General features: G+C 37.9%; 12 protein-coding genes. 5 read left to right on the top strand and 7 right to left on the bottom strand.

The features are described from left to right. Positions 1-15 precede the first annotated feature (15 nt). The 4 genes from Q4489_RS16635 to Q4489_RS16620 form a co-directional block, all read right to left on the bottom strand. A complete protein-coding gene (locus tag Q4489_RS16635) occupies positions 16-1,401 on the bottom strand; it encodes a TRAP transporter large permease subunit (protein WP_303482586.1) in 1,386 nt (461 codons plus the stop codon). Continuing rightward, positions 1,401-1,925: a TRAP transporter small permease subunit gene (locus Q4489_RS16630; RefSeq protein WP_303482634.1), complete on the bottom strand. Its 525-nt coding sequence runs from the start codon at positions 1,923-1,925 to the stop codon at positions 1,401-1,403. Before Q4489_RS16630 ends, Q4489_RS16635 begins: the two co-directional genes overlap by 1 nt. A gap of 122 nt (positions 1,926-2,047) precedes the next feature. Next, positions 2,048-2,377, bottom strand: coding sequence for a BolA/IbaG family iron-sulfur metabolism protein (locus Q4489_RS16625; protein WP_303482583.1), 330 nt, complete (start codon positions 2,375-2,377; stop codon positions 2,048-2,050). 125 nt (positions 2,378-2,502) lie between these two features. Then, positions 2,503-3,051 (bottom strand): alpha-ketoglutarate-dependent dioxygenase AlkB, encoded by a 549-nt coding sequence (locus tag Q4489_RS16620; protein ID WP_303482631.1) that lies wholly within the window; start codon positions 3,049-3,051, stop codon positions 2,503-2,505. A gap of 116 nt (positions 3,052-3,167) precedes the next feature. Between Q4489_RS16620 and Q4489_RS16615 the strand changes: the two genes are divergently transcribed. Continuing rightward, on the top strand, positions 3,168-4,307 hold the full coding sequence (locus tag Q4489_RS16615; protein ID WP_303482580.1) for a methyltransferase: 1,140 nt from the start codon (positions 3,168-3,170) through the stop codon (positions 4,305-4,307). Positions 4,308-4,373: 66 nt separating this feature from the next. Here the strand turns inward: Q4489_RS16615 and Q4489_RS16610 are convergent, their stop codons facing one another. Next, positions 4,374-7,340: a TonB-dependent receptor gene (locus tag Q4489_RS16610; protein ID WP_303482577.1), complete on the bottom strand. Its 2,967-nt coding sequence runs from the start codon at positions 7,338-7,340 to the stop codon at positions 4,374-4,376. Positions 7,341-7,870: 530 nt separating this feature from the next. On the opposite strand from Q4489_RS16610, the gene Q4489_RS16605 reads away from it, so the two are divergent. The 4 genes from Q4489_RS16605 (at position 7,871) to Q4489_RS16590 (ending at position 11,314) form a co-directional block, all read left to right on the top strand. Further along, a complete protein-coding gene (locus tag Q4489_RS16605; protein ID WP_303482574.1) occupies positions 7,871-8,473 on the top strand; it encodes a YajG family lipoprotein in 603 nt (200 codons plus the stop codon). 5 nt (positions 8,474-8,478) lie between these two features. Beyond that, positions 8,479-9,066: a peptidylprolyl isomerase gene (locus tag Q4489_RS16600; protein WP_303482628.1), complete on the top strand. Its 588-nt coding sequence runs from the start codon at positions 8,479-8,481 to the stop codon at positions 9,064-9,066. A gap of 125 nt (positions 9,067-9,191) precedes the next feature. Next, on the top strand, positions 9,192-9,626 hold the full coding sequence (locus Q4489_RS16595) for a hypothetical protein (RefSeq protein ID WP_303482571.1): 435 nt from the start codon (positions 9,192-9,194) through the stop codon (positions 9,624-9,626). 89 nt (positions 9,627-9,715) lie between these two features. Continuing rightward, positions 9,716-11,314 carry an MFS transporter gene (locus Q4489_RS16590; protein ID WP_303482569.1) on the top strand — a complete coding sequence of 533 codons (1,599 nt, stop codon included), beginning with the start codon at positions 9,716-9,718 and terminating at the stop codon, positions 11,312-11,314. Between the two features lie 11 nt (positions 11,315-11,325). Here Q4489_RS16590 and Q4489_RS16585 read toward each other — a convergent pair whose 3' ends face one another. Next, the gene (locus Q4489_RS16585) at positions 11,326-11,580 is read right to left on the bottom strand and encodes a hypothetical protein (protein ID WP_303482567.1); all 255 of its coding nucleotides are present in this window, start codon (positions 11,578-11,580) and stop codon (positions 11,326-11,328) included. An 851-nt stretch (positions 11,581-12,431) separates the two neighbouring features. Continuing rightward, the gene (locus tag Q4489_RS16580; protein WP_303482565.1) at positions 12,432-12,623 is read right to left on the bottom strand and encodes a hypothetical protein; all 192 of its coding nucleotides are present in this window, start codon (positions 12,621-12,623) and stop codon (positions 12,432-12,434) included. Positions 12,624-12,825: the final 202 nt, after the last annotated feature.

The following is a 12,825-nucleotide window of genomic DNA, read 5'->3' as shown; positions in this document are numbered from 1 at the left end:
CTTCCCTCTTGATTATTAACCGTAAATTTTTTCAGGCAACCATGTTACTAGCTCTGGCCATTGAGCTAACACCACCAATAGTATCAATTGTATAATGATAAATGGAATAACACCTTTGTATATTGAAGCTGTTTTTACCGCAGATGACGCTACGCCTCTTAAATAAAATAAAGCGAAACCAAACGGAGGTGTCAAAAATGATGTTTGTAAGTTTATCGCTATCATGATCCCTAACCAGAGAGGATCAACCCCCATGGATAATAAAATAGGAGCAACAATAGGTACAACAACAAACGTGATCTCAATAAAATCTAAAATAAAGCCGAGTAAAAAGATAATCGCCATCACAATAACAATAGCGCCAACCACACCACCTGGCATTTGTTGGAAAAAGCTATGAACGAGATCTTCACCTCCAAACCCACGAAACACTAAGGAAAATAAACTAGCTCCGATAAAAATCAAAAACACCATCGAGGTTATTTTTAAGCTACTATCCATCACCGCTTTTAAATTAATGAATGTTAATTGTCTTTGCCAAAGCGCTAACAAAATTGAGCCTGTTGCACCAACACCAGCTGCTTCAGTTGGCGTGGCAAAACCTAATAAAATAGAACCTAGCACTGCAACAATTAGCAATAAAGGTGGGATCAACGCTGAAAACATTAACTCAATAATTGAGCGTTCCTGCTTAATATCTTTGATATCTTTTTCGGTTAAGCTAGGCACCTGTTCAGGTTTAATCACTGAATATATAACGCAGTAAAGTAAGTACATGCTTACCAACAGTAGTCCTGGTATGACTGCACCGGCAAATAAATCCCCTACTGAAACTGTTTCAGGGCTGAATATGCCCATATTCAACTGTGCCTGTTGATAGGCGCTTGAAAGCACATCACCTAATAGTACTAATGCGATTGAAGGTGGAATAATCTGTCCTAAGGTACCCGTTGCACAAATAATTCCCGTTGAAAATTGTGGGCTATAACCACGCTTAAGCATGGTAGGTAATGATAATAACCCCATGGTAACCACAGTTGCACCAACAATACCGGTGCTTGCAGCAAGTAACATTCCCACTAGTGTTACTGAAATACCTAAACCACCTTTAAAACGCCCTAATAATATAGACATGGCATTCAGTAAATTTTCAGCAATTTTTGCCCGCTCAAGCATCGCTCCCATAAAAACAAATAAGGGAACCGCTAATAACGTTTGATTGTTGATCACACCAAAGATTCTATTTGGTAATGCGTTCAAAAATCCAACTTCAAAAACACCAAAAACCCAACCAACACCTGCGAAAATTAATGAAGTACCAGCTAAAGTTAACGCTACAGGATATCCAAATAACAACACAATGCAGACGACTAAAAACATGACTAAAGACAAATATTCCATTATCTGATCTCCTGCTTGTTTTGCAGTTGCATGAGGCTTCTTAAAATTTCAGCGACTCCTTGTATACTTAGCGTTAGAGCAAGCAATAGTAATAATGACTTACTTAGAAAAACTAAAGGCAGACCACCAGCCTCACTTGATGCTTCTAATATTCGCCAAGACGTTGATACATAATCCCAACTGACCACTGCGATAGCAATACACACCGGTAGCAATAACAACAAGCTACCCCAAAAATTTACTCTTGCTTTATTTTTCGAGGAAAATTTTTGATAAAAAATATCAACACGCACATGTCCATCATGTTTTAGGGTATAAGCTGCGCCCAACATAAAAGCAAACCCATGAAAATAAAGCACGGACTCTTGCATGGCAATCCAACCAATATTGAAACCATATCGCAGTACAACAATGGTAAAAGTGAGTAGCACCATGATTAAGGTAAACCATGAAATAATACGGCCAGTATATTCAGTAAAGGTATCGAGATGTTTAACGAATGATTCGAGTTTAGACACAGACATAGTAGTCAATAAATTTTCTTATTTTTGTACGCTACAGCTTAGCAAGCTTTTACATCGCAGGAAACAAAAAAGCCATAAGATAACATCACCTTATGGCTCTATTGGCATAACAGCTAAATAAATTAGATACGCTGTTCTTTTTTACTGCCGCCTAAGCACTTTGGTGATAGCGGCGTGTTATCAGCATAATATTCTAACCATTCTTTTTCAGTATAGGTATGTAGTGCTAATGCATGTATGTGCTCAGACAATTCTTCTGACAGCGTAGCATTAACGGCTCTATGGCGCTTAATTAGTCGCTCTCCTTCAAACGATTTTGCAACAATTATAACCTTAAAATGTGATTCACTGCCGGGTGCTACATTATGTTGGTGACTTTCATTAACTACATCTAAGTGAATGGGAGAAAATGCCGACAAGAGTTTTTCTTCAATGACAACTTCAATACTCATAAAATTCCCTTGTTATTTTTCATCATGCTCATGATTAAGTCTAGTTAGTCATACTAATTTAGCCATCTATCTAGACGGCTAAATTATCGCTTAAAACACTAACTCTTTGCTAGTAAAACTAAAATTTATTTAATTATTTTTCGAAAGGTTAAATTAATACGCATAGATGCATGGATACGTGATTTAAGTACCGCATGCTGCCAGTATTTTTGGGTATTTCCTTTCATAATCAGTAAGCTACCTGAGGGTAACTTAAATTTATGGGTTATGGGTTTTACCTTATGTTTTAAATGAAAAAAACGTTCAGCTCCCAGTGATAATGACGCGATCACGGGGGTTTCACCTAACTCTGGTTCATCGTCGCTATGCCAAGCAACAGAGTCTTGATGATTTCGATAACAATTGGCCAATACTGAATTAAACTCTGCACCAGTTGCATTACTTACTTGCTGTTTCAGCATAAGTAATTGTTCGGTCCAAGGTAACGGCGACATTGTTAATTGTGTGTAGGTGTAATCAGTACCCTGATCACCATACCATGCTTGTAGCCGAGGAACTTTTACACGCTTTCCATACATGATTAATTCATCATGACGCCATTGAATATTGGAATACAGTTGCTGAACTAATGATTTGCTGTCAGTTAAGGCAATAAAATGAGGTAAAAAAGTAATGTCAGCATCTGGTAGAGGAATATTAATAGCAAGCTCTTAATTAATGATAGAGTCGAATCACGAATTTTGGCACAATGTGTTTTCTGCTTCCAGCCAATCTATATTTTACAAACGCCATGATTAGCCCTTTTATTGTAAATGATCAAAACTTATTTTTAGAAAGATACCCCGCAAATCAAGTAACACGTAGTTTACAAGCATGGGATTCCGCAGATGAATATATTATTAATTATTTGCAAGAATCAGCATTAATTACCCCAGAAAGCCATATATTAGTGATGAATGATAGCTATGGCGCAATATCGTTAAATTTTCCTGAACATCATGTCACTAGCGTATCTGATTCTTACATTAGTGAATGTGGTTTAAAAAAGAATGCTGAACATAACCACTTATCGCTTAAAAATTTAACGCAAATTAACAGTCTTGCTGAATTACCAGCAAAGGTTGATGTTGTGCTGTATAAGATTCCTAAGAGTAATAATTTACTCAAGGAACAGTTACAGAAAATACGACAAGCTTATCAGAGTAACATTATATTTATCGCCGCCGACAAAGCAAAAAACATACACAGCAATACCTTGAAGTTTTTCGAGCGTTACTTGGGAGCTACTACAACGTCATTAGCGGTAAAAAAATCACGGTTAGTATTTTCAAAACTTGATGCAGAAATAACTGATAGTACTTTTCCTAGGGTAAAACGCTGGAAAACAGAGCCACATCAATTCGAAATTATTAATCATGCGAATGTTTTTGCTCGAGATAAATTAGACATTGGCGCCCAATTACTACTTTCTCACCTACCCACAATTTCTGAAAATGAACATGTGATTGATTTAGGTTGTGGTAATGGCGTTCTCGGTTTACATCTGTTAGCGCAACAATCACAAGCAAAGATAACGTTTAGTGACGAGTCTTATATGGCTGTAGCATCTGCTCATGACACTGTGAAGCATAATTATCCACAACTATTAAATCAATGCCGGTTTATGGTAAATGATTGCCTAACCGATGAATCAGCCGCAAGCGCCGATAGTATTGTATGTAACCCTCCTTTTCATCAACAAAATGCCACTACCGATCATATCGCATGGCAAATGTTTAACGATTGTTATCGTGTGTTAAAACAAGGTGGAAAGTTAACTATCGTTGGTAATAGACAGTTAGGCTACCATATCAAATTAAAGCGTATTTTCGGTAACGCAACGTTAGTGGCCAGTAATAAAAAATTCGTTATTTTTTCTGCGACAAAATAAAACGCTCGAAGCTAACTTCGAGCGTTTAAAAAATCCGCGTTATTTAAACACGGTATTTACTTTCACTTAAAAGCTATAACGTGCTTCAAAGCTAACATAACGAGCGCCTAAACGACCTGTCGTCATACCCCAATTTGGGTTTTCTTCAATACCGTTATCACCATCGCGCGAAAAGGCTTGTTGCACAGCGGTTTGTGTATCAAAGTTAAATACATTATAAACCGTCGCTTTCAACATTAAATCACCTTCACCAAGCGTAGTATTATAGGCAAGGCTCATATCAAACTCCTTGAGCCAATCAGTTTCACCGTAAACACCTCGGGGTGCAGGGTTACCGTCGGTATCATAAAAGGCAACATGACCATAACTCGCGCCAGAACATGCTTCCCAAACCGAACCAGCGGCACAGCTATCAACACCTAATGGATGACGTGAGAATTTACTAATTGGCACACCTGATGTTAAACGGGTATTAAAACCAAGTGTTAGTTCATCATTGATTTGATAGTAGCCATTCAGTTTAAATGAGTGGCGACGATCATTTGGTAAATTACCATTTGAATGATCCATTAACTCAGCGTAGTCGTATGAAGTCGTCCAACCTGGATCAGCCTGACCATTATCAGTTCGTACTAAACCTTCTGTGTTACCCCAACTATGCGACCAAGTGTATGATGCATTGAAATTAAATTTCTCACCAATTTTACCTGATAGCGTATTTTCAATCGCACCATATTTACGTTCAGGCTCAGGTAAGCCAATATAACTCGCTGGTATATTTACTCGTTCAGCAACACCGTCACCGTCAAAATCATAGCTAATGTCTAAACCCGAACCAGGGTTATTCAGCACATATGCACTATATGGCGCACCGGCCATATCATTATCTGCAAACCATTGTTGTATTACTGGTGCATAATCAGTGTCTTCAATTGAGCGTTTTAATTCACGATAAATACCGCGAATACCGTAAACAAGATCGCCATCCATAAGTTCAGTTTCATAACCAATGGTGAATTCATCTGAATACATAGACTCCATATCTTGACTAGCGATTAATGTAGGTTCACTAATGCCTTCTTGTACAACATTTTCCCCGATGAAAGCACCAACGTTCGGTGCGCCATCAGCATCCAGTACAACTTCACCATTGGCATCAACTTGACCTACTTCATAATAACTTCGCACATCACGACGTTGGCCACCTTGAGTAATGTTCATGTTAGCAGATACAGGCTGAAAATAACGTCCAAATGTTGCATAAACTTTTGAAGTGCCTTCGCCATCTAAGTCATAAATTGCTTGTACACGCGGTGCAAATTGGCCTTTCACATCAACATATTTACGACCATCAGACACGGTGTTGTACACATTTGAATATCGTAAACCAAGGTTTAACACCAATTGATCGGTAACAGCCCAAGTATCTTGAATATATAAAGCACTAGAACTTACTTCTGAATCGGTAAAATCGGTACGAACACGTTGGCGGATATATGGGTCACCTACTGGATAACCTACTGGGTTATTCGCCCATGCGTAGAATACTTCCCACCACCCGGCACGATCACCAACCCCATTAGGACTGTTTTCATACTCAATGGAAATATTGGTATAATCAAAACCAATTTTAATATCATGATCTTCTAGCATCCAACTAAAGTCAGCACGAAACTGATCACGTACAAACTCACTTTCCGTAATTGATGAAGCGGTTTCTCTAGATAATTTAACCCACCCACCTGTCAATTGTGACCAAACAAGTGGATCGCTACTTGTCGCAGTATTATACGTTTTATCTTTAGTTCTACCTGCAACTACTTCAACTGACATGTCATCATTTAAAATACCCGAGTAAGTTAAACCAAAAATATCGCCACCACTACGTGATTTATAATGGCTTAATTCCTCGCCAACATCTTGAGTTTCCCAATCATTAGCATAAGTTTTACCTTTACCTTTATTGGTAAAGCCAATAGCCGTTGCGGTAATTGAATGATCATCATTAATAAACCAGTCAAGAGTTGCCAAATAACGATCTGACGTGTTTTCACCAATATCAATCGTATTGCTACCTGCGGCATCGTATTCATTTTTTTGCGGCGCGTAGATACCGTAAAAGAATAATGAATCTTCAATTATTGCGCCACTTGCCCAAATAGAAGCACGGGTAAACGTACTTTCATCTTGCTCTGTATTTGAAAAATAGTCGCCTTCCGTCGTTAGTATGTTATCGTGTTGAGACTGAGTTGCAGCAGGGTCGATACGGCCGTAAGCGCCAAATTCCCATTCATTTGAACCCGATTTAGAAACAGCATTAACAATACCACCTAATGCGCCACCAAATTCAGGAGCAATACCGCCTGTCATCACTTCAGTTTGCGCTACTGCTTCCCAAGGTAAACTTATGGAGCCAATTCCCGTTTTTATAGAGGTAATGTTAATACCATTTAGGTAATAGGCATTTTCTGCAGAAGAGCTACCACCAACACTTGAAGCGCCAAAACTATTATTGCCAACAACACCTGGTGCAAGTAAAGCGATAGACTCAAAGCCAGTTTCAACGGGTAGACGTTCAAGTTCTTCTGCAGTGATCACAATGCCACCTGCTGAAGAGTCCATATTTACGGGCGCAATTCGACTACCGGTAACTTGAATGGTTTCCATATCAGTGCCGCTAGAATAAAGCACACCATTGTAAACAATGGCACTACCTACTTTCACCAGCAAGTCTTGTGTTTGAGTTTGTTCAAAACCTGGTTTTTCAATTTTCATCGTGTACAAACCAATAGGCAATTTACGTAAGGTGTAATTACCATTTTGATCTGTCGTGATCGTTCGCGTAATACCTTTGGTTTTATGCGTTAAAGTGATAGTAGCGCCTGCAAGTTGTTGGTTATTTGCCGAAGAAATAACCCCTTTTACTGTACCGTTGAAAGCATCATTTGCAAAAGCTGGTGTTGTTATCGCAACAGCTGATGCAACGGCTAATGCACAAGCTGAGCGTTTTAATATTCTTTTTGTCTTTATCATTATTGTGTTTCCTGAGTTGTAACAGAGAACATAATGGACACTTATTTTTTAATATATTGTATACATTATGCTCAGCCGATACTACACCCCATTAACACCCCTGTAAAGATTGCATACATTATATTTACACTTTGTATAATGTATTAAAAAAATATAACTAATAAGAAATAGTACTATTAATACGCATATAGTGTGCTATTGATGGAAATGAAAGGAATAATAAAGACCGAGGCTTACTATGCTTTAAACGCCGCTACCGTAGTTGCAGGGGATCTAAATTGACACTTCATATAGAGCATTATTGAAATGTAAGGGTCATTAAATAAGAAAAGATTGATCTGTGATATTTACAATTTTATGTTTGATATTGAAATATGAATACACACGTTTTTAAATCATCTTTTCTAAAATAATAAATCAACATAAAGAGATGCAAAGCAACTAAGCTAACATATTCAACACACACGAATGTGTGTTAATGTTGAGCAAGGAATATAACAAACTATCGGAAGATTTACGGCTATTAACTCATGAATAAAATCCTATATTTTCGTCGCTTTTTCGCGATTAGCACGATAATCGCAACTAGTGCTATAATCACAGCATGTAGCACGGCACCAAGTGCTTTCATTGTTACTCCACAATTACTTTTACCATCGAATAATCATTATTCTGGGCAGCATGCTTCCGTGAAGGTAGAAGATATGCGTACCGCACATCATGTATTAGAGATTGTAAAAGAAGACAGTGCAGCTCAAATCGTCACCTCTCGTACTCCTTTACAAACAGATATTGCCACTGCATTTACTGCTGGCTTAAAAAAAAGTGGCCTAGATGTTTCATCTGCGTCAGCAAATCAATTGCGCTTAGTGATAAACCAAGCAAAAATTACCGTTGAACAATCGCTTTCCAAATATGCTAGTCAATCTGTTATTCGTTTAACTGTACAGTTTTCTGGCGGTGATAAAACATTAACAAAAACCTTTAATAGTCGAAGTACGAGCAATGGCGTATTAAAAGCTGATATGGCTGTGCTTGAAAGAGATTTTAATCAACAGCTTAGCGATTTACTCACGCAAGTGGTACAAGATCCAGAATTACAACAATTTGTTCAACGCGCTTCGGTACAATAGGTAACATAATGAAGTATTTGCTCTTAATTTTAACATGTTTCATACAACAAACCTTTGCGCAAAATATGGCGCTAGATCCATACAATTTATATCCAAAAGTAAAATTTGAAACCAATAAAGGCAGCATTATTGTTGAGCTTGATCGTGTTAAAGCACCGTTAACTGTCGATAACTTTTTAACGTATGTAGTAAATGGCGAGTATAACAACACGATTTTTCACCGTATTATTGAAGACTTTGTTGTACAAGGCGGTGGTTATGATACCGATCTTAAAATAAAGAAAACGAATGGTAATATTGTCAACGAATCTGGAAACGGATTGAAAAATATTCCCGGTACCATCGCCATGGCTAGAGAGCGCGAACCCCATAGCGCTAACCGACAGTTTTTCTTTAATGTTGGCGAAAACACAAATTTAGACCCAGGCAAGAGTTGGGGTTATACCGTATTTGGTTTAATCGTTGAAGGTGAGGAAATTGTTGCAGAGATGGCAAAAGTAAAAACAGATTTTAATGAAGAACTTGGTTGGGAAGATGTACCGATTGAGCAAGTGATATTAGTAAAAGCAACCTTATTACTTGAAGGACAATAACTTTTCTCAACGACCTATCTCTATTGCGAGTACCTTGCTGCTCGCATGTTAATCTTACTTCATTGTAGTAATACACGTAAAATTTTTGACAGAACTCTATTTATCAACGATAACTAAAAGAGTACGTGTGGCAACCTCTCAACAAAAACAACAATCAGACTTGCACACCATCTCAGCTAGTTCATCTAACGGTAGATCAAGCATACTCGAGAACTCAATTGGGGAAAGTCATGGTCATTGAGCAGTTTATCAATGAAAAAATTTTACAAACGGCAGCATACGTTAAGGCAGTTATCGACAAAACATTACATTACACTGAACTTGACCGCTTTGTTAATGACACCATGGAAGAGTGGACACTTATCCACGTTACAGATGAAACACCAGGAAGTGCAAAAGAACGAGTGTTTTGGCATGTAATACATCAATTTTCACTACATGGCAGCCAATCGCTGCTCACCAATTTATATTTTCAAAGTGAAATTAAAACCTGTATCGACTTTTTTGAAGGCATTGGCAGCTACCCAATTGATTGTATTGGCTGGAGACCTCTTGCATAAAACTTCGGCACCTAATCAGTTTTTCCTTCTGTCCTTTTTTATAACCTGTTACCCTGCTAGTAGCTTTACTTACCGCAACATAAATTTCCGTGCATAGTATTAAACAAACACTTCTATATTTTAAAAATAAACGATTATTAACGGTTTTCTTCTTTGGCGTTGCTAGTGGATTTCCTTGGGTAATGGTAGGCTCAGCCATGACCGGCTGGTTAAAAGATGAGGGATTAAGCCGTTCAAGTATTGGCTTATTTGGTTTAATATTCGCGGCTTACAGCATTAACTTTTTATGGTCTCCATTAGCAGATAGAATAAAACTACCTTGGCTAACAGCGAGCTTTGGACAACGACGAAGTTGGATTATCGCGACACAGGCTATTATCGTTATGGCAGCTCTACAACTGAGTGCCTTTGATGTAAAACACCAGTTGCACCTAATGGCGTTTTTCGGCTTAGTTATCGCAATTGCAGGAGCCACGCAAGACATCGCCATTGATGCTTATCGAATTGATATTTTACAAGCAAAAGATAACAACTTAATGGCCGCTGGTTCTGCTATGGCAACTGCCGGTTGGTGGACAGGCTATGCAGGTCTTGGCAGCATTCCGTTTATTTTAGCCAGTGATCCGCAATGGCAGTGGTCAGAAGTGTTTTTAGTGTTAGCCGCTATCATGTTACTACTAATGTTAACCGCTTTTATCGTTAAAGAGCCCGATGAAAACAACCGTGAAGCGGTGCTTAATAAAATACAAACCGATTACGTAAATGTACTGCCACATTACACACGCGAAGCTTGGCTTATTTTATTGATTATTCCGTTAATTTTCTCTGCCATTATTTACGCTAACATTGGTTACCCGCATTGGCCAGAAACGGTGATCAGTTTAAGCTATCGTTTTCATATATTATCATTCACGGTGATATGTTTAATTGCCTTATTCTATCGGCAATTAACCAGGCTTAACCGCAGTATTTCTCATCATGAATTAGTAGATAATAGTAGGCCAAGTATACATCGCGTTCATAAGCTCACTGCTTGGTTATTAGCGACCTTGGTTTCTCCTATACAAGAGTTTTTCACGCGTAATGGCACCAAATTAGCGTTCTCTATTTTGATGTTTATTTTTCTGTTTAAAATTGGCGAAGCCTACTTAGGACGCATGTCGATCGTTTTCTATCGGGAAGTCGGTTTTTCCAACGAAGACATTGCCTATTATTCGAAACTCATTAACTGGGGCACTACAATCGTGTTCTCTTTGTTAGGAAGTATATTCACTATACGTTTCGGAATTCTGAAAGGGTTATTTATTGGTGGTATTGCTATGTCTGCGAGTAATTTGCTCTTTTCTGTGATGGCGGTTGTTGGCCCAGATAAAGCATTATTCGCCTTAACAGTTTTTGTTGATGGCTTTACCTCCGCTTGGGGGTCAGTCGCTTTTGTTGCATTACTTTCAGTGCTTTGCAATAAAAGCTTTACCGCCAGCCAATATGCATTAATGGCATCGTTAGGTACCTTTGGCCGAGTAATGGTAGGTTCTTATTCGGGTATTATTGTTGACTGGCTTGATGGCAATTGGGCATTATTTTTCATTTTAACCTCCGCGATGGTGATCCCTAGCTTGCTATTTTTATATAGTATTAGAAAACCATTAACAGCGCTTATTGAGAAGCAAAACAGAGTAAACGATTAATTAGAAAATGTTTATTCAGAGTCTTCATTAGGCTCTGAGTTCTCCTTTTCTTTTTTTACTGGTTGCTGTTTTATTTTTTCTAATTTTTTTATTTCTTGTGGCGGAATTGGAAAAATAGAAATCAATGGGAAAAGTGCCAAAAATATGAAGGCCCCTTTCGGCATTTTCTTACTCCACTTTACCAGTTTTAGCATCACCAACAAAAGTAATCCGCAACTGAGTATAATCACAGCTAGCGAAAGCAAATCAGTATTTATTACATCCATTGTCAAAACCGTTCAGCCTTCCATTAAAAAGAGGTAAGGCCGACAAGAGAATAATTCAACTGGCATAAGAACCCGTGTTTAACGGTTTTTATCAACTTTCAGTGCAAAGAGTACTAAAATCAACTATCATACTTTTATTAATCAACCACTTGATACGTATTTATGATCCGTCTTTTTTTCTTATTACCCGTTATTATGTGCGGCATTTGGTGGTGGTACCTCAACTCTAAAGGGTACACTGTTAAAGAGGGTATCAAAGGGTTTGCTTATATCATCGGCTTCAATACAGTAATCATCGCGTTCTTTGTGCTAATGCTTTTTGTCACTCATCCTTAACACAAGCCTATTTTCATTCACATCTTTAGGCTTACTTTAAATAAATCACCACGTTTACTAAAGTCTGTAGTAATCAACTAAGAACTTAATGTACCGGACCCCATTTTTCCCAGTTGGAAGCTTTTCATTAATGGTGGTCTGTCCCCATATAATTTCCATATAATTCATATAATTATAGTTTTCTTGCGACGTTTTGATTTTCGCTTGATTCTAAGGGTTCGTTATTTGTAAAGACATCTGAAACGTCGTTAGTTTTTTTAGTCTGCATAATATGCTCCTACTTATTAATGGTGCAGTGATTAACTGCTAGTTGAATGTTATAAACACGACAAAGCTCGGTAAGGTACCAGGTAGTATTTGTGTTTGGATTGGTGACTTAGAAATTAAGTCATTTATGATTGTGAGCAAAGGCAGAATGCCCGACCAATGGTATTGCTCTATGGTCTTTTTAGCTACGAGGTAGCTAAGTAGAATGTGTATATTATCAAATACACATAAGCTTGAATAGATATTTGTTATTGGGAAGTGTCACAATGAGGATCGTCTTTAATTGGCTTGTTTAACTCGGCCAGCCAATTCCATGCTTCTACCGGACAATGAAATATCCTTTCTTTTTCGTTAGGTGTGCTAAAAACAACCTTTTGGATACTGTTGGATACAACAATAGCGCCAGCTACACAGCCATTATTTTTGTACCAGTAGTGCATATTTTTAATTATTTTTGTCACTTCAGGGCAGCCTATAACCTCTTCGTTTAATATTACGTATCTTTTCCAATTAGTTTTATTGGAAGAAGCGACAAACTCCCTTACTAAGTTAACAGCTCTTTCAGTGTAGTGGTCAACTAAAACTGGCCACCTTGTTATAAGTTTTCCAATATTTGTGTTCGGCCTCTAATGGCGATAACCC

Origin of the sequence: Thalassotalea sp. 1_MG-2023 (genome assembly GCF_030546745.1) — a bacterium.
GTDB lineage: Bacteria > Pseudomonadota > Gammaproteobacteria > Enterobacterales > Alteromonadaceae > Thalassotalea_C.
This window is presented reverse-complemented; position numbering and strand designations above follow the sequence as displayed.

Bases quoted from the DNA above. Each gene is read 5' to 3' on its own strand.
- Q4489_RS16605 (WP_303482574.1), top strand. From the start codon at position 7,871: ATGAATAAAATCCTATATTTTCGTCGCTTTTTCGCGATTAGCACGATA.
- Q4489_RS16615 (WP_303482580.1), top strand. From the start codon at position 3,168: ATGATTAGCCCTTTTATTGTAAATGATCAAAACTTATTTTTAGAAAGA.
- Q4489_RS16585 (WP_303482567.1), bottom strand. From the start codon at position 11,580: ATGGATGTAATAAATACTGATTTGCTTTCGCTAGCTGTGATTATACTC.
- Q4489_RS16635 (WP_303482586.1), bottom strand. From the start codon at position 1,401: ATGGAATATTTGTCTTTAGTCATGTTTTTAGTCGTCTGCATTGTGTTG.
- Q4489_RS16610 (WP_303482577.1), bottom strand. From the start codon at position 7,340: ATGATAAAGACAAAAAGAATATTAAAACGCTCAGCTTGTGCATTAGCC.
- Q4489_RS16580 (WP_303482565.1), bottom strand. From the start codon at position 12,623: ATGCACTACTGGTACAAAAATAATGGCTGTGTAGCTGGCGCTATTGTT.
- Q4489_RS16625 (WP_303482583.1), bottom strand. From the start codon at position 2,377: ATGAGTATTGAAGTTGTCATTGAAGAAAAACTCTTGTCGGCATTTTCT.
- Q4489_RS16630 (WP_303482634.1), bottom strand. From the start codon at position 1,925: ATGTCTGTGTCTAAACTCGAATCATTCGTTAAACATCTCGATACCTTT.